This is a genomic window from Streptomyces sp. NRRL WC-3605 (assembly GCF_001509795.1).
GTDB classification, from domain to species: Bacteria; Actinomycetota; Actinomycetes; order Streptomycetales; family Streptomycetaceae; genus Streptomyces; species Streptomyces viridochromogenes.
In genome coordinates this window covers 17,464-37,553 of record NZ_LLZN01000001.1, presented here as the reverse complement: position 1 = coordinate 37,553, position 20,090 = coordinate 17,464, and the positions used below count along the sequence as shown (strand labels likewise).

The 20,090-nt window shown below is 71.2% G+C and carries 14 protein-coding genes; 9 read left to right on the top strand and 5 right to left on the bottom strand.

Translation table 11 applies throughout. The annotated features are described in order from the left end of the window. Positions 1–16: 16 nt before the first annotated feature. Entirely contained in the window at positions 17–4,927 is a 4,911-nt protein-coding gene (locus tag ADL34_RS00150) for a CHAT domain-containing protein (RefSeq protein ID WP_062664326.1), read from the top strand. A 9-nt stretch (positions 4,928–4,936) separates the two neighbouring features. On the opposite strand, the gene ADL34_RS00145 is transcribed toward ADL34_RS00150, so the two are convergent. Continuing rightward, the gene (locus ADL34_RS00145) at positions 4,937–6,130 is read right to left on the bottom strand and encodes an RtcB family protein (RefSeq protein WP_062664328.1); all 1,194 of its coding nucleotides are present in this window, start codon (positions 6,128–6,130) and stop codon (positions 4,937–4,939) included. A gap of 216 nt (positions 6,131–6,346) precedes the next feature. Between ADL34_RS00145 and ADL34_RS00140 the strand changes: the two genes are divergently transcribed. The 3 genes from ADL34_RS00140 (at position 6,347) to ADL34_RS00130 (ending at position 9,686) form a co-directional block, all read left to right on the top strand. Continuing rightward, on the top strand, positions 6,347–7,177 hold the full coding sequence (locus tag ADL34_RS00140; protein ID WP_062664330.1) for a hypothetical protein: 831 nt from the start codon (positions 6,347–6,349) through the stop codon (positions 7,175–7,177). Between the two features lie 137 nt (positions 7,178–7,314). Then, a complete protein-coding gene (locus ADL34_RS00135; protein ID WP_062664332.1) occupies positions 7,315–8,205 on the top strand; it encodes a DUF3558 family protein in 891 nt (296 codons plus the stop codon). A 194-nt stretch (positions 8,206–8,399) separates the two neighbouring features. After that, positions 8,400–9,686, top strand: a complete 1,287-nt coding sequence (locus tag ADL34_RS00130) for a DUF2637 domain-containing protein (protein WP_199835500.1) — start codon at positions 8,400–8,402, stop codon at positions 9,684–9,686. A 69-nt stretch (positions 9,687–9,755) separates the two neighbouring features. Here the strand turns inward: ADL34_RS00130 and lysS are convergent, their stop codons facing one another. Beyond that, entirely contained in the window at positions 9,756–11,498 is a 1,743-nt protein-coding gene (lysS, locus tag ADL34_RS00125; protein WP_062664445.1) for a lysine--tRNA ligase, read from the bottom strand. Positions 11,499–11,642: 144 nt separating this feature from the next. On the opposite strand from lysS, the gene argS reads away from it, so the two are divergent. Further along, the gene (gene argS, locus ADL34_RS00120) at positions 11,643–13,400 is read left to right on the top strand and encodes an arginine--tRNA ligase (RefSeq protein ID WP_062664342.1); all 1,758 of its coding nucleotides are present in this window, start codon (positions 11,643–11,645) and stop codon (positions 13,398–13,400) included. 91 nt (positions 13,401–13,491) lie between these two features. Continuing rightward, positions 13,492–14,304, top strand: coding sequence for a DUF4253 domain-containing protein (locus ADL34_RS00115; RefSeq protein ID WP_062664344.1), 813 nt, complete (start codon positions 13,492–13,494; stop codon positions 14,302–14,304). 16 nt (positions 14,305–14,320) lie between these two features. On the opposite strand, the gene ADL34_RS00110 is transcribed toward ADL34_RS00115, so the two are convergent. Together ADL34_RS00110 and hemB are read right to left on the bottom strand one after the other, a co-directional pair. After that, a complete protein-coding gene (locus ADL34_RS00110; RefSeq protein ID WP_062664346.1) occupies positions 14,321–15,544 on the bottom strand; it encodes a PLP-dependent aminotransferase family protein in 1,224 nt (407 codons plus the stop codon). A gap of 467 nt (positions 15,545–16,011) precedes the next feature. Further along, entirely contained in the window at positions 16,012–17,010 is a 999-nt protein-coding gene (hemB, locus tag ADL34_RS00105; RefSeq protein WP_062664348.1) for a porphobilinogen synthase, read from the bottom strand. Between the two features lie 92 nt (positions 17,011–17,102). On the opposite strand from hemB, the gene ADL34_RS00100 reads away from it, so the two are divergent. Continuing rightward, positions 17,103–17,633 carry a hypothetical protein gene (locus ADL34_RS00100; protein ID WP_062664350.1) on the top strand — a complete coding sequence of 177 codons (531 nt, stop codon included), beginning with the start codon at positions 17,103–17,105 and terminating at the stop codon, positions 17,631–17,633. A 29-nt stretch (positions 17,634–17,662) separates the two neighbouring features. Here the strand turns inward: ADL34_RS00100 and ADL34_RS00095 are convergent, their stop codons facing one another. Beyond that, complete coding sequence (locus tag ADL34_RS00095; protein WP_324610550.1) at positions 17,663–18,580, bottom strand: helix-turn-helix domain-containing protein; 918 nt, start codon at positions 18,578–18,580, stop codon at positions 17,663–17,665. 429 nt (positions 18,581–19,009) lie between these two features. Here ADL34_RS00095 and ADL34_RS00090 point away from each other — a divergent pair, with 429 nt between their 5' ends. Next, positions 19,010–19,843, top strand: coding sequence for a helix-turn-helix domain-containing protein (locus ADL34_RS00090; RefSeq protein ID WP_062664447.1), 834 nt, complete (start codon positions 19,010–19,012; stop codon positions 19,841–19,843). Then, complete coding sequence (locus ADL34_RS00085) at positions 19,840–20,040, top strand: DUF397 domain-containing protein (protein WP_062664353.1); 201 nt, start codon at positions 19,840–19,842, stop codon at positions 20,038–20,040. Before ADL34_RS00090 ends, ADL34_RS00085 begins: the two co-directional genes overlap by 4 nt. The last annotated feature ends 50 nt before the right edge of the window (positions 20,041–20,090 follow it).

The window sequence follows — 20,090 nt, the reverse complement described above, 5'->3', positions numbered from 1 at the left end:
ACGGGGGAGGCAAGGGATGGACGAGCACGATCGGCCTGCCTGGCCGGAGGCCGTCGAGGCCTATCTGTCCGCGCCCACGTTGCGCGCTCGGCGCGAAGCGGTCGAGCGGTACCCGTTCCTGCTGAGCGACGAGGCCGACGAAGCGCTCGCCGTACCCGTGGCTGACGCCGACGCCGCCCAGGCCCTGGCCGAGATGCGCGAGGTGTTGCGCGCCTGCCGGGAACACGGCGTCGAGATGGCCTTCGACCCCACGGGCTACCAGCTGACCCTGCCCGCGGACGACCCCGAGGTGACGCGGGCGCTGACGATCCTGCTGCGCAGCACCGACGCGGAGTCCGCCGTCGCCACCGTCGAAGAGCACCCGGTTCTGCTCGCGGAGCGAGCCTCCGAGTTGCTGACCGCCCTCGCGGCCAGGGCACGCTTCCTCGGCCGGGACACGGACGCCGACGTACTGGAGTCCTACCGCCGGGGGCTGGACGAACTCCGCACGTCGGACCACGTCATCAGCATCGAGCAGGCCCTCGACCTGTGCTGGGAACTCGCTGAGGCGATCCGAAGCGACGTGGAGATGAGCGCCTGGTTCCGGACGCACCCGAAGAGCATGTCCTCCGCGTTCCGCGAGGCCCTTCGCCGACTGCTCGGCGACGGCGCGCTCGACGCTCCGTACCCGTTCATGGGTGCCGGAGCACGGTTCGCGCTCCGCTTCCTCCATGTGTGCGAGGTGGCCGGGCGGGACACCGCGCTCACCCGGCTCGCCGAGGCGGGCGCCGACTACGAAGGGCTGCAGGCCCTCGCCATGGTCCTGCACACCGAGCGGCACCCGTCCGACCCGGTCGAGTCCTTCCGGGTGTGCCGGGAGTTCCTCGACCATCCGGCGCGGCTGTTCCTCACCGAAGAGGCGCACATGGCTCTCTGCGCGGCGGCGAGCGACCGTCTCCAGACCGCGGCCATGCAAGGCGTCGACCTCGGACTCCTCGATCTGCGGGTACGCCTGGGCCGCGCCGCACTCGACCCGCCCCCGGCCGACGACGGCGCCCGCGCGGAGTTCCTCGCGGCGCTGGGGCACGCCCTGTCGGCGCGCGCCGAACACACGGGAGACGCCGAGGACCTGCGCTCGGCCACCGCGTTGTACGAGCAGGTCCTGGGTCTCGACCGGGCAGGGGGTGAGAGGCGGGCTTCCCTGCTGAACAACGTCGGGGCCGGCTACCGGGACCTGTACCACCTGGCGGACGAGAACGAGGCCCTGGACCGGGCGGTGGACCTGTTCCGGCAGGCGATGACGCTGTCCCCGACCACGCTGCACCTCGGCAACCTCGCCGTGTCGCTCAGCGACCGTTTCCGCCGGAGCGGTGATGCGGCGGATCTGCAGGAGGCCCTGGCCACGTTCGAGCGCGTCGTGACCACCGCCGCGGCGTCGGACGCGGACCTCCCCCGTGTCCTGGCCGACTACGCCTCCTGTCTCCTGCAACGCTACGACCGCGAGGAGTCGGCCGCTGACCTCGACCGCGCCCTGGATCTGAGCGAACGCGCGGTGGCCCTGCGGCCGTTGGGCTCGGTCGGTGTGTACTGCCGGGTGGAACTGGCCGAAGCGCTGGGCCGGCGCATGGAGGTCAGCGGGGACATGGCCGACTACGACCGTGCCATCGGCCTGCTGGAGGAGGCACGCGAGTCGCTGCCGCCCGGATCCGCGCTCGGGGACCGCGCCGCGCTGCGGCACGTGGTGCTGCAAGGCATGTGGTGGGGGTCCCACCAGACCGGCGAGAACCTGGCCGCGCTGGTGTCGACACTCCGCTCGTCCCTCTCCTCGGTGCGGGACGGGTCGGACATCCACCGGCAGCTGACGCAGCTGGCCGTCGGGTTCGAGCCCCCGCATGCCGAGTGGACCGGTGACCCGGCCGACCTGAGCCGAGCCATCAGCCTGCTGGAGACGTACGTACCCGCGGAGGAGACCCTGCCGGGCATGACGGAGCCGCAGGACCCGGCGGAGCGCACGCGTACCCTCGGGCGGCTCCTCGTGCGGCGGGGAGCCGCGACCTCCTCGCTCCCCGACGTCGACCGCGGCATCGAGCTGGCGGCCGCCGCCGGTGACGGCCTGCGGGTTCAGGCATTCGGTCACACCGAACGCTTCATGATCACCCTCGACGCCGCCGACCTGGAGAGGGCCCTCGCCGACCTGGGTCCCCTGGCCGGGGCTCCGGCGGACAGCGGGTTCGACGCGTCCGAGTTGGCCGAACGGATCGTCGAGGTGGCGGGCAGGCGGCATCGGCTCAGCGACGGGCGGGACATCGTCGACGTCGCGACGGAGTACCTGCGTGCCCGGAAGATGGCGGGCGCGGAGCCTGCCGCACTCCTGAGCGACCTCCTCGATCTGCGCTTCCAGACGTACGGCGACGTGCGCGACCTGCACTCCGCGGTCGACGCGATGGACCAGGGCCTCAGAGCACTCTCACCGGGCGAACCGGGTTACGGAATGATGCTCATCCGCGCGGGCGGGCGCTGGCGCGAGCTCTACACCTTCCTGGGGGAACCGGGCGCCTTCACCCGCGCCCTGGAGTGCCTGACCCAGGCTGTGGAGAGGGCCGAGGACGACGCCTCCCTGCACTCGAGCGCGTACAACACCCTCGGCACGGTGCTGCGGGCCCGCTACAACTTCACGGGGGACCTCGGCCATCTCGACCAGGCGATCACCGCATATGAGCGGAGCCTCGACGGCTGGGGTGAGGACCGCTCGGTCACGTGGGCGATCGGGGTGAGCAACCTGGCCAACGCCCTGCGAGCCTCGTACGACTCGACCGGCGAACCCGAGCGGCTCGACCGGTCCATCGATCTGCACGAGCAGGCGGTGGCGGTTTTCCCGGCCGACCATCCCGACCTCCGCCCCCGCCTCGCGAACCTGGGCAACGCCTATCTGAGTCGCTTCCAGGCGAACGGGGCGGTCACCGATCTGGACCGCGCCGAGGAACTGCGGCTGCAGGTGCTGGACATCCTGTCGGCGAACTCGCCGTTGCGCGCCGAGATGACCGCGTCCCTGAGCGACATCGCGCTGATGAGGTTCGATCTCACCGGTGATCCCGCACATCTGCGGACCGCCGTCGAGCTGGGCCGGAAGGCCACGAGCCTCGCCCCGGCCGGCACACCGGCGGAACGGCACGTCCGCTTTCGTCTCGCCGAGTCCCTGGTGTACGAACACCGGCGGACCGCACGGGAGAGCACGAAACGGGAAGCCGTGGGCATCCTCCGTGAGCTGAGCGCGGACGGCAACGCGGCGGACCACGCCATGCGGCTCGGCTCGAGCCGCCTGTGGGCCCGGTGGGCGGCGGACCGGGGGGCATGGCAGGAAGCCTCCGAGGCCTTCCGCACGTGGACGAAGACCTCCGGCGACCTGGTCCGCCTCCAGGTGAGCCGGGGCCTGCGCACCCGGATCATCGGGCGGTCCGCGGACCTCGCGCCCGCCGCCGCGTACAGCCTGACGCGGGTCGGAGATCTGGAAGCCGCCGTCATGGCCGTCGAAACCGCACGCGCGGTCTCCGTGAGCGAGACCCTGGAACTGGGCTCCGCCGATGTGAGGTGGCTGGCCGAACATGGGTTGGAACAGCTCGCGGAGCGCTTCACCACTGCGGTGGCCCGCTGGCTGTCGGCTTCCGGGGACGGGCTCGACCGTGGCCTCGCCGGAGGAGCCGGGACGGTGAACTTCTCCGATCACGACACCGCCGTCCGGGCGGCACGCGCGGAGGTCGACGCCCTCATCGAGGAGATCAGGGAGGCATCCGGGCAGACCGGCTTCCTGCGCCCGCCGACGTTCGCGGACGTGGCCTCGGCGAGCACCGACCCGATCGTGTATCTCGTCGCGTCCGATTACGGAGGCGTGGCCCTGATCGTGGAAGGGAGCCGGACCCGCTCCCTCGACCTGCCCGCCCTGACCAGCCGGCAGGTACAGGACTGGCTGGTGCTGTCCAGGCAGGACGGCACACTGAACTGGTGGTCACGACTCGAACGGGTCACGGGCGAACTGTGGGACGCGGCATTCGGCCCGCTCACCGACCTGCTCGGTGAAGGGCCCGTCACCCTGGTGCCCAGCGGTCGGCTGGAGCTGCTGCCGCTGAACGCCGCGTGGACGCGGACCCCTGACGGCCGGCGCCGCTACGCCATCGACGGCATGACCCTGCGCACTGTCCCCAACGCCCGTGTGCTGAACGCGACCCGGGCCCGCGCCGAGCGCGCGGGAGAGACCAGTCTCCTGGCTGTCGTGGATCCCCAGCCGGTGTCCGCGGCGCCACTGACCGGGGCCGCCGCCGAGGCGGCCGGTGCCGCGGCCTGGTTCTCCGACCGGGTCGTGCTGTCCGGGCGGCAGGCGTCTGCCGACAAGGTCCTGGCCCTGCTGCAGAGCTACGACGTCGTCCACTTCGCCTGCCACGGCAGTGCCGACCCGTCCGACCCGCTGAACAGTTCGCTGACTCTGGCCGACGACCGCCTCCTGACGCTCAGGGACCTCCTCGACATCCGGGACGGCGAGGCCGCGCCCGTCCGGCTCGTGGTGCTCTCGGCGTGTGAGACAGGCGTCGTCGGACCGGCCGCTCCCAGCGAGGTCATCGGCCTGTCGAGCGGTCTGCTGGAAGCCGGGGCCGCGGGCGCCGTCGTCTCTCAGTGGCGCGTCCCCGATCTGTCGACGGCCCTGCTGATGATGCGGTTCTACAGCGAGTGGAAGGCCGGCGGTTTCGACCCGGCTGCGGCCCTGTGCGCCGCTCAGCGCTGGCTGCGGGACACCACCAACGCCGAGAAGGCCGACCACTTCCGCCCGGGCGGGCCGAGCGGTCTCGTCCCCGAGACCACCCGGCCGCTCTGGCGCAGGCTCATCAGGCTCGAACCGGAACACCGCGGGTTCGCCCATCCGGTGCACTGGGCGGGATTCGTGTTCGTGGGTTCGTGAACCGTCCGGTCAGCCCTTGACGCAGACGACCTGCTTCAGCTTCGCGACGACCTCCACCAGGTCGCGCTGCTGGTCGATGACCTGCTCGATGGGCTTGTAGGCACCCGGGATCTCGTCGACGACACCGGAGTCCTTGCGGCACTCCACGCCCCGGGTCTGCTCCTCCAGGTCCTTCGTCGAGAACCGCTTCTTCGCGGCGGTACGGCTCATCCGCCGACCGGCCCCGTGCGAGGCCGAGTTGAAGGACAGCGGGTTCCCGAGTCCCTTCACGATGTACGAACCCGTCCCCATGGAGCCGGGGATGATGCCGTAGTCGCCGGAGCCGGCCCGGATCGCGCCCTTGCGGGTCACGAGCAGGTCCACGCCGTCGTAGCGCTCCTCGGCCACGTAGTTGTGGTGGGCGCTGATCTCGGGCTCGAAGGCCGGCTTGGCCTTCTTGAACTCCTTGCGGACGACGTCCTTCAGCAGGGCCATCATGATCGTGCGGTTGTACTTGGCGTACTCCTGCGCCCAGAACAGGTCGTTGCGGTACGCCGCCATCTGCGGGGTGTCCGCGACGAAGACGGCGAGGTCGCGGTCGACCAGACCCTGGTTGTGCGGGAGCTTCTGGGCCACGCCGATGTGGAACTCGGCGAGTTCCTTGCCGATGTTCCGCGAACCGGAGTGCAGCATCAGCCAAACAGAACCGGTCGTATCCGTGCAGATCTCGACAAAGTGGTTGCCCGACCCGAGCGTGCCCATCTGCTTGGTCGCCCGCTCCTGCCGGAACTTCACCGCGTCCGCGATCCCGTCGAAGCGCCCCCAGAAGCCGTCCCAGCCGGCCGTGGCGAAGCCGTGCATCCGGCCCGGGTCGACGGCCTCGTCATGCATGCCCCGGCCCACCGGGATCGCCTGCTCGATCTTCGACCGCAGCCGCGACAGGTCCCCCGGCAGGTCGTTCACCGTCAGGGACGTCTTCACCGCCGACATCCCGCAGCCGATGTCCACACCGACCGCCGCCGGGCACACGGCCCCGCGCATCGCGATGACGGACCCGACCGTCGCACCCTTGCCGTAGTGCACGTCCGGCATCACGGCGAGGCCCTTGATCCACGGCAGCGTCGCGACGTTCCGCAGCTGCTGGAGAGCGGACTCCTCGACGGTCGCCGGGTCGGTCCACATACGGATGGGTACCTTCGCACCCGGCATCTCCACGTACGACATATCGTCCTCAACCCCCTGGAAAACACATACAAGTCTGAAATAGCAAAACTGGCGCCGAGGTCGGCGAAAAAGGACAGCGGACCGGCGTTCACAGCAGTGCGTGCGATACACATTGTCTTCTGGGGGCGCCCCCGCGCGGCAAGCGATTAACCAGCGGGGACACTGAGGGACCGGCGAACACACCGGCCACACCGCACCGTCGAGAGGAGCCTCACCGTGCAGCGGAAGGCGTACGTATCCGGCGTCGCCGCGCTCCTCGCGGTGCTGCTGGCCGGCTGCACCGGCGGCTCCGGCGACGGCGGCGCCACCGACGACTCCAACCCCGGCGACTCCGGCACCGCGAGCCCGGTGGCCGAGCCCGGCCGGTACCGCAACCTGCCCGAACCCTGCGGCACGGTCGGCGAGGAGACTCTCGACGAGCTGCTGCCCGGCATACGGGAGATGACCGACGAGAAGCGCCGCGAGAAGGCGTACGAGGGCACCCCGGCCCTCACCTTCGACACGGACCGCAAGGTCGGCTGCCGCTGGAAGGTGGAGTCGGCGCAGGCCACCGACCACCTCTTCGTCAACTTCGAGCGCGTGGTGGCCTACGACTCCGCGACCAGCGACGACAGCGAGGCGGAGCGGCTGTTCGCGAGGCAGCGGGACGCCGCCGACCTGCCCGAGCCGGTGAGCACCGTCACGCCCGGCGCCGAGGTGACCGGCTCCTCCACGCCGTCGCCGTCCGGCTCGCCCTCGGACTCCTCTTCCTCGGCGTCCTCCTCTCCCTCCTCCTCCGCCTCCGCGTCCGGCGGCACTCCGCCCGAACTCCAGCCGCGCGTGCTGGAGGACCTCGGCGACGAGGCGTTCCTCGACGACGCGCTCAACACGTCCGGTTCGACGGCCCAGCAGCGCAAGGTGACTGTGGCGTTCCGCACGTCCAACGTGATCGTCACGATCGAGTACGAGGAGCAGCCGATGACCGTCGGCGCCGTGCCCGACAGCGAGGAAATGCAGGACAGGGCCCAGAAACTGGCCGCGCAACTGGCCGACGCACTGGGCGACTAGCGCCGCCCGCGCACCCCTTCGCCCCCTCCCGCGACGTAACCGAAACGAGACCACACACCTTCTTCACCGCGTACCGTGGCCCCTCGGACCCGATCCGACCGCAGGAACCACGAGTGGCAGTCATGAGTGAAGGAACCATGCAGCGAGCAGCGATGCGAGATCAGCTTGACCGGCGTGACCAGCGTGAGCAGCGGGTGAAGGGTCTGCGCCGGGCCCTTGTCTGCGCCGCGGCCGTCCCGGTGATGCTGGTGGCCGCGGGCTGCTCCTCGGACTCCGGTTCCGGCGACAAGGCGGCCGAGCGCAAGGACGGCGGGGCGAAGTCCTCGGCGTCGTCGCCGGCGAGCGCGTCGCCGACCGTGCAGGCCGCTGCGTACAAGGCACTCCCCGAGGCGTGCAAGGTGCTGTCGGAGAAGACGCTGGACGACCTGGTGCCGAAGGCCAAGTCCGGCAAGAAGGGCTCCTCCGACGACACGTCGACGCGCGGCTCCTGCTCCTGGAGCAGTCTCGACAACAACGGCGTGAAGGGCTCGCAGTTCCGCTGGCTCAACGTCTCCCTGCTGCGCTTCGAGTCGGACGCCTCGCGGGGCGCGGGCGACAAGCTGGCGCAGGAGTACTACCGGGCCCAGGCGCAGGACGCCCGGTCGGTGACCGGCGCGAAGAACACCAAGTCGCAGCCCGTCCAGGGCGTCGGCGACGAGGCGACAGCGGTGCGCTACGACCTGAAGAAGAAGGAAGGGTCCTTCAAGCAGGAGACGGTCGTCGCCCGCACCGAGAACGTCGTGGTCACCGTCGACTACAACGGCGCCGGTCTCGCCGGGGAGAAGAAGCCGGACGGCGACACCCTGAACAAGCTGGCGCAGAAGGCGCTCAAGGAGGCCGTGGCCGCGGTCGCGAAGGCCAACGGCGCCGGCGGTGACGCGGGCACGCCGAGCGACGCCCCTTCGAAGCCGGCGTCGAAGTCTCCCTCGGCGAGCCCGTCGAAGAACGCGTCGGGTTCCCCTTCCCCGTCAGCGTCGAAGAAGAGCTGACTGTCACACCCCGCCCACCCCTGCGTCACAACACGCAGCTCAGCGGGGGAGGTTGACCGGGCCCGGTTCCCCTCGGGGACCGGGCCCGTGCCGGTCCGGGGGCACGGGCCCCGTCCGGATGTGCCACTCTGTTGCGCGCAACAACACGCATGGGGAGGGGAGTACGAGTGGCCGGGCCACCGCAGCTGACTCGGATGCACCGCGTTCTCATCGGCGTGGTCGTCTTCGGCGCCGTGATCATCGCCGGTATCGGCTTCGCCGGTTCGTACGCGGCCGTCCGCGAGCTGGCCATCCAGAAGGGCTTCGGGAACTTCAGCTATGTGTTCCCGATCGGCATCGACGCGGGCATCTGCGTTCTGCTGGCCCTGGATCTGCTGCTGACGTGGATCCGCATCCCCTTCCCGCTGCTGCGCCAGACGGCCTGGCTGCTGACGGCCGCCACGATCGCCTTCAACGGCGCCGCGGCCTGGCCGGACCCGCTGGGCGTGGGCATGCACGGCGTCATCCCGATCCTGTTCGTGGTGTCGGTCGAGGCGGCGCGGCACGCGATCGGCCGGATAGCCGACATCACGGCCGACAAGCACATGGAGGGCGTCCGCCTCACCCGGTGGCTGCTCTCGCCGGTGCCGACGTTCCTGCTGTGGCGCCGTATGAAGCTGTGGGAGCTGCGCTCCTACGAGCAGGTGATCAAGCTGGAGCAGGAGCGGCTCGTCTACCAGGCGCGGCTGCGCTCGCGCTTCGGCCGGGCCTGGCGCCGCAAGGCCCCGGTGGAGTCCCTGATGCCGCTGCGTCTGGCGCGGTACGGCGTCCCGCTGGCGGAGACCGCCCCGGCGGGCCTGGCGGCGGCGGGTATCGAGCCGGCGCTGCTGCCCCCCGCGCCCCAGCAGGCACGGGACGCGGTGCCCGCGGCGGCCGGTCCGGCGGCCCTGGGCGGCCCGGAGGGCCCCCGTGCGGCGGTGGCCGCCTCCATCCCCCGGCAGGCGGGCCCCGTGGACCAGCGGTTCCCGCACCCGGCGGGACCGCCGGAGCCGGAGCCGGAGTACGTGCAGGACTGGTTCAACACGCCCCGGCAGGTCGAGTACCACGGCGGCTACGACGCCCAGTACGACCCGCAGGGGCACCTTGAGGACTGGTACGCGGAGCAGCAGCAGGCCGAGCAGTACCGCGACCAGTTCGAGGAGGAGCCCCCGCTTCAGGAGCCCTCCCCGGAGGACACCGGCACGTTCCCGATCCCGGTGACGTCGGCCCGTACCCGGCAGCTCGGCGAGGGCGGCGGCACGGCGGCCCCGGAGCCGTCGGAGGAGGACTACTACCAGGTCTTCCGTCAGTCCATAGACGGCAGCTATCCGACGCCGCGGGTGCTCGGCGACAACATCGAGGCGACGTACGGAACGTCGCTGAGCCCGAGCGATCTGAAGACCATGGCCGAACGCTTCCAGCAGCGCCACTCGGCGGAGCTGGAGGAGGACCACATCGCCTAGGCGGTCTGCATACGGTGATGGGGGGTGCCCGGCATCTGCCGGGCGCCCCCCATCACCGTAGAACCGGCGTCACTCCCCGAGCAGGGCCCTCACCCGCTCCTGACCCACCGCCAGCAGCAGCGTGGGCAGTCGCGGACCGGTGTCCCGGCCCACCAGCAGGTGGTAGAGCAGCGCGAAGAACGTCCGCTGGGCCGTCTTGATCTCCGGGGGCAGCTCCTTGGGCGTGGCGTCCGCGGAGAAGCCGGCCTGCACCTTGGGTACGCCGTACACGAGGTGGGTGAGGCCGTCGAGCGACCAGTGCTCGGCGAGCCCGTCGAGCAGCAGCCGCAGCGACTGCCGCGACGCCTCGTCGAGGGACTTCAGCAGCTCGGCGTCGGGCTCGTCGCGCACGATGGTCCGCTGGTCGGCGGGCACGTGCGTGTTGATCCAGGCCTCGGCCTTGTCGTAGCGCGGGCGTGCCTCGTCGAGGTCGGACAGCGGGTTCTCCGGGTCGAGCTCGGAGAGGATCCGCAGCGCCTGGTCCTGGTGCCCGGCGGTGATGTCCGCGACGGACGCCAGCGTCCGGTACGGCAGCGGGCGCGGCGTACGCGGCAGCTCACCGGCGGCCGTGCCCACGGCACGGGCGTGCGCCGCGACGTCGGCGGGCAGCGCGGTGCTGTCGGCGACCTTGGCGTCGAGCTTGTCCCACTCGTCGTAGAGCCGCTGGATCTCCTGGTCGAAGGCGATCTTGAACGACTGGTTGGGGCGGCGGCGGGCGTAGAGCCAGCGCAGCAGCTGCGGCTCCATGATCTTCAGCGCGTCGGCCGGGGTGGGCACCCCGCCCTTGGACGACGACATCTTCGCCATGCCGCTGATGCCGACGAAGGCGTACATCGGGCCGATGGGCCGCTCGCCGCCGAAGATGCCGACGATCTGCCCGCCGACCTGGAAGGACGAACCCGGCGAGGAGTGGTCGACGCCGCTCGGCTCGAAGATCACGCCCTCGTAGGCCCAGCGCATCGGCCAGTCGACCTTCCAGACCAGCTTGCCGCGGTTGAACTCGTTGAGCCGGACGGTCTCGGAGAAGCCGCACGCGTCGCAGGTGTACGACAGCTCGGTGGTGTCGTCGTCGTACGAGGTGACGGTGGTGAAGTCCTTCTCGCAGTTGCCGCAGTACGGCTTGTACGGGAAGTACCCGGCGGAGCCGGAGCTGCCGTCGTCCTCGGCCGCGGCGCCGGAGCCCTCGGCGGCCTCCAGCTCGGCCTCGTCGAGGGGCTTCTGCTGCTTCTTCGCCGGTGCCTTCTTCGTGCGGTACTGGGCGAGGATCGCGTCGATGTCACCGCGGTGCTTCATGGCGTGCAGGATCTGCTCGCGGTAGACGCCCGAGGTGTACTGCTCCGTCTGGCTGATCCCGTCGAACTCGACGCCGAGGTCGGCCAGCGACTCGATCATCGCGGCCTTGAAGTGCTCCGCCCAGTTCGGGTACGACGAGCCCTTCGGGGCGGGGACCGAGGTCAGCGGCTTGCCGATGTGCTCGGCCCAGGCCTTCTCGTCGACGCCGGCGATGCCCTTGGGCACCTTGCGGTAGCGGTCGTAGTCGTCCCAGGAGATCAGGTGCCGGACCTCGCGGCCGCGGCGCCGGATCTCGTCGGCGACCAGGTGCGGGGTCATGACCTCGCGCAGGTTGCCCAGGTGGATGGGACCGGAGGGGGAGAGACCGGACGCGACGACGACCGGTTTGCCCGGGGCCCGACGCTCCGACTCCTCGATGACCTCATCCGCGAAACGGGAGACCCAGTCGGTGGTCTCGGTGCTCTGAGCCACGATCGGCACGTCCTTCTTTCTCCAGAACAGCCGCACGGTCCACGGCCGACACGTCATTCTCCCAGACGGCATCGTGCTCGAGAAAACGGCTTTACCACGCATGGGATACTGGCTGGGTCTATCCGTCCGACGAGGAGAACGGCACCCCATCCCATGGCCTCGGTCACGCCCCTCAGCGCTTCTGTCGAGCAGCAGCTCACGTCCGCCCTCTCGGCCACCCTGCCGGAGGCGACCGACGTCGACCCGCTGCTCCGACGCAGCGACCGGGCGGACTACCAGGTGAACGGCATCCTCGCCCTCGCCAAGAAGGCCAAGTCGAACCCGAGAGAGCTGGCCACCCAGGTCGTCGCGGGCATCACCACCGGTGACGTGATCCAGGACGTCGAGGTCTCCGGCCCCGGCTTCCTCAACATCACGCTCGCGGACCGCGCCATCACCGAGAACCTGGCCGCGCGGTACGCCGACGGCGACCGGCTCGGCGTGGCGCCCAAGGCCGAGCCGGGTGTCACGGTCATCGACTACGCCCAGCCGAACGTGGCCAAGGAGATGCACGTCGGCCACCTGCGCTCCGCGGTGATCGGCGACGCCCTGCGGGGCATGCTCGACTTCACCGGCGAGAAGACGATCGGCCGGCACCACATCGGCGACTGGGGCACGCAGTTCGGCATGCTCATCCAGTACCTGATGGAGCACCCGGGCGAGCTGGCCCCGCCGTCGGAGGTCGACGGCCAGGAGGCCATGTCGAACCTGAACCGCGTCTACAAGGCCTCGCGGGCGCTCTTCGACGCCGACGACGACTTCAAGGAGCGGGCCCGCAAGCGGGTCGTCGCCCTGCAGTCCGGCGACAAGGAGACCCTGGAGCTCTGGCAGCAGTTCGTGGACGAGTCGAAGGTCTACTTCTACTCGGTCTTCGAGAAGCTCGACATGGAGATCCGCGACGACGAGATCGTCGGCGAGTCCGCGTACAACGACGGCATGCCCGAGACGGCCCGCCTCCTGGAGGAGATGGGCGTCGCGGTCCGCTCCGAGGGCGCGCTCGTCGTGTTCTTCGACGACATCCGGGGCAAGGACGACCAGCCGGTCCCGCTCATCGTGCAGAAGGCGGACGGCGGCTTCGGCTACGCGGCCTCCGACCTGACGGCGATCCGCAACAGGGTGCAGGACCTGCACGCGACGACGCTGCTGTACGTGGTGGACGTCCGTCAGTCGCTGCACTTCAAGATGGTCTTCGAGACGGCCCGCCGGGCGGGCTGGCTGGGCGACGACGTCACCGCTCACAACATGGGCTACGGCACCGTGCTCGGCGCGGACGGCAAGCCGTTCAAGACGCGTGAGGGCGAGACCGTACGGCTGGAGGACCTGCTGGACGAGGCGGTGCAGCGGGCCGCCGAGGTCGTCCGGGAGAAGGCGCAGGACCTGACCGAGGACGAGATCCAGGAGCGGGCCGGGCAGGTGGGCATCGGCGCGGTGAAGTACGCCGACCTGTCCACGTCCCCCAACCGGGACTACAAGTTCGACCTGGACCAGATGGTGTCGCTGAACGGCGACACGTCCGTCTACCTCCAGTACGCGTACGCCCGGATCCAGTCGATCCTGCGCAAGGCCGGTGACGTCCGGCCCGCCGCGCACCCCGAGCTGGAGCTGCACGCGGCGGAGCGGGCGCTGGGCCTGCACCTGGACGCGTTCGGCGACACGGTCTTCGAGGCGGCGGCGGAGTACGCCCCGCACAAGGTGGCCGCGTACCTGTACCAGCTGGCGTCGCTGTACACGACGTTCTACGACAAGTGCCCGGTGCTGAAGGCCGAGACGTCCGCGCAGGTGGAGAACCGCCTGTTCCTGTGCGACCTGACGGCCCGCACCCTGCACCGGGGCATGGCCCTGCTGGGCATCCGGACGCCCGAGCGTCTCTGAGCCCGGCACCCGCACGCGCGGCACACGGCCCGTCCTCCCCGTCGTGGGAGAGGACGGGCCGTTGTCAGTGCCGCCCCCTACAGTCACCGGCATGGCGACTCTTCCCAACCCGCTGCCGAAGCTCACGGGCGACCCCACCGGGGCCGCTCTCGGTCTCCGACTCCCGCCCGGGCGGCTCGTCGACGCCACCCATCGGGGCGTCTGGCATGAACCGCTGCTGTGGCTCGCGGACGCGCCGGCCGTGCCCGGCGACTGGGCGGAGCTGGCCCCGGCCCGCCGGTCCGCCGGACTGCTGCCGGTCGTCGTCGACGCGGGCGGCGGACAGGGCGGCCCGCAGGAGTGGGAGCTGGCGCCCGACGCGATGTCGTACCCGGGGGACCATGACGCCGACGAGGTGCTGGCCGACCTGTGGGAGGAGTACGCCGCCGGGGAGACCGGCCAGGACTGGCCCGGCCTGACCGAGGCCACCGCCGCCGACTCCGATCCGGACTCGCCGCAGGATCCGGACGCGGTGGCGATGACCCTCGTGGACGAACTGGTGGAGAGCGGCGGCCTGCTGGAGGAGCCCCGGCTGGCCCTCGTCCCGGCCCGCCGCAGCGCGGACATCCCGGCGGCGATCGGCTGGTCGGGCCCGGTGAACCACGAGGGAGACACCGCCCGTCTGTGCGCGGTGCTCCGCTCCTGGGAGGACCGCTTCGGGATACGGGTGGTGGCGCTGGGCTTCGACCACCTGCTGGTCTCCGTCGCGGCGCCGCCGGTCACCCCGGCCGAGGCGGAGGCCGTCGCCGCCGAGCACTTCGCCTTCTGCCCGGACAACATCCTGCAGAGCGGGGACCCGAGCGTGCGCGCCTACGCGGAGACCCGCGTGCTCGGTCAGCCCGCCTGGCACTTCTGGTGGGACTGAGCCCCGCCCCCCGGGCTCAGGAGTGCAGCCCCTCCCCCAGCCGCCGCAGCCCCTCAGCGATCTCCTCGGGCGTCTGCGTCACGAAGCACAGCCGCAGCGTGGACCGGTCCGGCTCACCGGCGTAGAAGGGCGCCCCCGGGACGTAGGCGACGTCGTGCCGGACCACTCGGGGCAGCAGCGCGGTGGTGTCGTACGACGCGGGCAGCCTGACCCAGACGAACATGCCGCCCTCGGGCCGCTGCCAGACCGCGCCTTCCGGGAGAGCGTCCGGCAACCCGGCCAGCAGGGCGTCGCGGCGGACGCGGTACACCTCGCGGATCCCGGCCACATGGGCGTCGAGGCCGGGCAGGCAGCGGGCGGCGACAAGCTGGTTGACGGTCGGGGTGTGCAGGTCGGCGGCCTGCTTGGCGACCGCGCACGCCCTGCGCAGCGCGGCCGGGGCACGCAGCCAGCCCAGCCGCAGGCCCGGCGCCATCACCTTGGAGAAGGAGCCGAGCAGGGCGGTGCGGTCCTCCGCGCCCGGATGGGAGGCGATCCAGGGCACACGCTCGCCCTCGTAACGCAGTTCGCCGTACGGGTCGTCCTCGACGATCCACAGTCCGCGCCGGGCGGCGACGTGGGCGACGGCGGCCCGGCGGTCGGCGGGCAGGGTCCGGCCGGTCGGGTTCTGGAAGGTGGGCACGGTGTAGAAGAGCTTGGGCCGCTCCCGGGCGACGAGCTCGTCCAGCGCGTCGGGGTCCACGCCGTCCGCGTCGCCGGGCACGGCCACGATCCGCGCCCCGGCGAGCCCGAACGCCTGAAGTGCCGCGAGATAGCAGGGCTCTTCGACGAGCACGGTGTCGCCGGGTTCCAGCAGAGCGGTCGCGAGGAGGGACAGGCCCTGCTGGGAACCGGTCGTCACGAGGACGTCGTCGGCGTCCGTCGCCAGGCCATGGCCGGTCGTGCGGGCGGCGAGCCCGGCGCGCAGAGCGGGCTCGCCCTCGGTCGTGGAGTACTGGAGCGCCCGCTCGGGCGTCTCGGTCAGCACGGCCTGGAAGGCGGCGGCGACGGCCTGACGGTCGAACAGCTCGGGCGCGGGCAGCCCGCCCGCGAAGTTGATGACCTCGGGCCTGGCGGTGACGGCGAGGATGTCCCGGACGGGCGATCCGCCGACGGCGGTGGTCCGCGCCGCGAGGGGCGGTACGGCCGCCGGAGCCGCGGGAGTGCGGGGGGCTGCGGGCGCGGGCTCGGCGACGGTCATCGGACGGCTCCTTCGGCTGCGGCGGCGTGTGCGCTTCCCTCCCCGGCAGCCTAGAGATCCGTATGCCGTGTACAACGACCTTTCCGCGATACGGACGGTGCCGCCCGGGCGTCCCACACTCGTCCCCCGGGCCACCACATCCCCGCAGGTCAGAGGCGTGCGGTCACCTCAGGCGTCCCAGGTTTCCCACAGAGGGTGGCGACGGGCCCCGGCGATCGAGCAGGCTGGGCACGATCCCAACGCCGTACTCAGCTCGAACTCAGCCCGAACTCAGCCCGTACTCGGTTCGTACTCACGGAGAGGGCCGCTCATGTCCGCACACCCCCCACGTTTCCGCGCCCGGCTGACCGCCGCCACGCTGATGGCGGTCGCCGCCCTCACGCTCACCGCGTGCGAGGACGGCAAGGGCCTGCGGGACGAGGGTCCGTCGAAGGCGGCGGCCGACAGCGGTCCGCCGCGCGGCGCCGCTACTGACGGCCGAGCTTCTGCGCGACCTCCGTCGCCCAGTAGGTGAGGATGTTCCGCGCGCCCGCGCGGCGGATGCCGGTCAGCGACTCCATGATCGCCCGGTCGCGGTCGATCCAGCCCTTCTCGGCGGCGGCCTCGATCATCGAGTACTCGCCGGAGATCTGGTAGGCGGCCACCGGCACGTCCACCGCGTCGGAGACCCGCGCCAGGATGTCGAGGTAGGGCCCGGCCGGCTTGACCATCACCATGTCGGCGCCCTCCTCCAGGTCGAGCGCCAACTCGCGCAGGGACTCCCGGAGGTTCGCCGGGTCCTGCTGGTAGGTCTTGCGGTCGCCCTTGAGGGACGAGCCGACGGCCTCCCGGAACGGACCGTAGAACGCGGAGGCGTACTTGACGGTGTAGGCGAGGATCGCGACGTCCTCGCGGCCGATCTGGTCGAGCGCGTCGCGGATGACGCCGATCTGCCCGTCCATCATCCCGCTGGGGCCCACGACATGGGCGCCGGCGTCGGCCTGGACCTGCGCCATCTCGGCGTACCGCTCCAGCGTCGCGTCGTTGTCGACGCGGCCCTCGGAGTCCAGCACACCGCAGTGCCCGTGGTCGGTGGTCTCGTCCAGGCACAGGTCGGACATGACGAGCAGGTCGTCGCCCACCTCGGCCCGCACGTCCCGCAGGGCGACCTGGAGGATGCCGTCCGGGTCGGTGCCCGCGGTGCCGACGGCGTCCTTCTTGGACTCCTCCGGCACACCGAACAGCATGATCCCGGAGACACCGGCCGCCACGGCCTCGGCGGCGGCCTTCTTCAGGCTGTCCCGCGTGTGCTGGACGACCCCCGGCATGGCTTCGATCGGCACCGGCTCGCTGACGCCCTCCCGCACGAAGGCCGGGAGGATGAGGTCGGCGGGGTGCAGCCTGGTCTCGGCGACCATGCGCCGCATGGCGGGGGTGGTCCGCAGACGCCGCGGCCGAGTACCGGGGAAGGATCCGTACGTCGTCATACCTCTACGCTACGCCCGCCCCACACGTGCCTTTGCCGACGCACAGTCGGCCCGGCGGGCCCGTTGTCAGTCCCGCCCCATACCGTGCACGCGTGGACCAGACGACGACAGAAGACGACCGCACGCTCCCCGCGCCCCTCGCGGAACTGGCGCGCACGGAGATCGACTACGCCGACGGCGAGGGCATCGACTTCGAGCCCTACGACGCCTTCGAACCGGCCGAGGAGACCACCGGCTGGCTGCGCCAGTGGACGGGGAACGGCGAACTCGACGGCGCCGCCTACCGCGTGTTCGGGCAGGACGGGACGGGCGGTCTCGCGGCCCTGTGGCTCGTGCGCCCGGGCCGCCCCCTCGCCGAGCAGCCCGTGGTGTTCATGGGCTCGGAGGGCGAGGTCGGCGTGGTCGCCGGGAACCTCTCGGACTTCCTGTGGATGCTGGCCGACGGCTGCGGCCCCATGGAGGCCGTGCAGTTCGGGGTCGGGGAGCCCCGCCCCGACGCGGCCCTCACCGCCCTCGCCGAACGCCACGCCACCACGCCCCGCCGCCCGGCCCAGGTCGTCGTGGACGAGGCCCGCGCCGAGTTCCCGACCTTCGCCGAGGACATCGAGGCACTCTGCCGCTGACCCTGCTCACGCCACGCCGCTGACCCCGCTCACGCCACCTGCGGTGGTGCGGACAGGGCGACGGACCGGCAGTCCCGGCAGCGCCCGGGATGGGGGGCGCGGAAGGCCCGTTCGCAGCCGTCGCAGTTCTGCAAGGGCAGGGGACGGTCCCTTCTTCCGTCCGCGGGCACCGGCGGGGACGCGGGACGGGGCGGCAGCGCCACCGGCAGCAGGGCGTCGAGCCGGTAGCCGATCAGCCTCGCCGGATTCCTGAGGTCGATCGGGAGGTTGTCGGTCAGGGCGTGCTGGATCATGACGGCGGAGACCCCGTTGTCAAGCCACGCGGTGACGGCCGGTGTCAGCCGGTCGACATCCCGGCGGGAGAGGATCAGGCGGTCGTCCGCGCGGCGCAGACCGGCGAGAAGGGCGGCGGCCCTGTCGTGCCGGGGGTCACGGGGCGCCTTCGGCTCCAGGGGTGGCGCTTCAGCCGGGGGCGTCTGCCGGAGAGGGGCTTGGTCGCCCTCCTCGGGAGCGGCCTGTACGTCACCTCGTGCCACCGGCTGACGGTCGACGGCACGGCGACGGACCTGCGGGCGATCCGCCAGGCGCAGCGGCGTGACGGCCGCAGCCGTCGCCGGGGCGTGGTGCGCGTACGTGCGGGTGACCAGGCGACCGGACTCGGTGTGCTCGCGGAGCCTGCGCAGATAGCCGTGCTCCTCCAACTCGCGCAGGGCGGAGGCGATGCGGTCCCGCCCCTCGGGGAAGCGGTCGGTGAGACTGCGGATGTCGACCGGCGTGCCCTCGGGCACCGAGAAGATGTGGGTCGCGAGTCCGATGGCGGTCAGCGAGAGCTGACGGTGCTGGGCGAGGTGATTGCCGACGACGACGTACTGCCCGGACTGGTACGCACGTACGTGGGTGACACCGGAGTGGGTGGTGCTCCGCCGAAGCTCCTGATTCGGACGCACGGCAGCGTTAGGCTTCATCTCAGCCATGGGGAAGCTCACTTCTTCCTCGTTGGTCAGGCCCTCGCACTGGGATTGCCGTCCCGGCGGGGGCCGATGCATATGGGGAGTCATGAGGGCGTTCGTCCGGCGCATATGCCGCGACCGCCTCGGGCTGAGCCTGCACGCTCCAAGGGCCGCTGCACCAGCCGGACCGACCACATTCACCCGCCCGAGTGACGGATGCCGGGTTTGGTTTGGTTGGTTGGTTTTTTCCCTGGGTTCTTTGGTCTTTTACCGCCCGCGGCCCCGTTCCGCGCATCGCCGCACGACGTGTTTCCAGGCTCCGGTCCGAGGAATCTGTCCGGCTTCTGTACGGGCCGTCCTGGGTGACCCCGCGTACCCGCCCCGAGTTGGTCCGGGGAAGGGGTGTGCGGCGGGAGGGACGACGGCATGAGCGGCTGGGAGACGGGGCTGGACGACGAGGAGGCCGGGGCCGTGATGCGCACGGTCGCCCGGCAGTTGAAGCTGTGGCGGGAGGCGGCCGGGCTCACCCAGGCGGAGTTCGCGACGGCCATCGGGTACGGCGAGGACCTGGTCGGCGCGGTGGAGCGGGCCCGGCGCATTCCCCGGCCGGAGTACCTGGATGCGGCGGACCGGGCCCTGGGCGCGGGCGGGAGGATCGCCGCCATGAAGAAGGACGTGGTGGAGGTCCGGTACCCGAAGAAGGTACGGGACCTGAAGCGGCTGGAGGGGGAGGCGGTGGAGCTGGGCGCCTACAACAACTCCGTCGTGCACGGGCTGTTGCAGACCACGGCGTACGCCCGAGCCGTGTTCGGCGCGCGCCGACCGCCCTTCACCGCCGACGAACTCGACCAACGGCTGTCGGCCCGTGTGGCGCGTCAGGAGATCCTCGGTGACACGGCGGCTCGGTCCCTCTTCAGCTTCGTCCAGTGCGAGGCGACGCTCCGCAGGCCCCTCGGGGGCAGGATGGTCATGCGTGAACAGCTTGAACGGCTGCTGGAGGTGGCCCAGTTGCCCAACGTCGACCTCCAGGTACTACCGCTGAGCCTTGAGGAGAACTCAGGTCTCGCCGGTTCGTTCAGGCTTCTCAGACTCAAGGACGGCACCACCGTCGGGCACGTGGAGGTGCAGCACATCAGCCGCCTGATCACCGAGCCGAAGGAAGTGCAGCTCCTCGACATCCGTTATGGGACCATCCGGGCGCAGGCTCTCAGCCCACGAGAGTCGATGGCCCTCATCGAGACCGTGCTTGGAGAGACATGACCCTCAAGCCCTACACCGACGTCACATGGACGAAGAGCAGCTACAGCACGGACGAGGGCCCCGACTGCGTCGAAGTCGCCCCCACCCCCGACCACATACTCGTCCGCGACTCCAAGAACCCTCACGGCCCCCGCCTCGCCCTCGCCCCCACCACCTGGACGGCCTTCCTGCCGTACGCCACCGCCTCCCGGCGCTGACGGAGGGAACGCGAACGGCCCGCACCCGGGAAACCCGGGTGCGGGCCGTC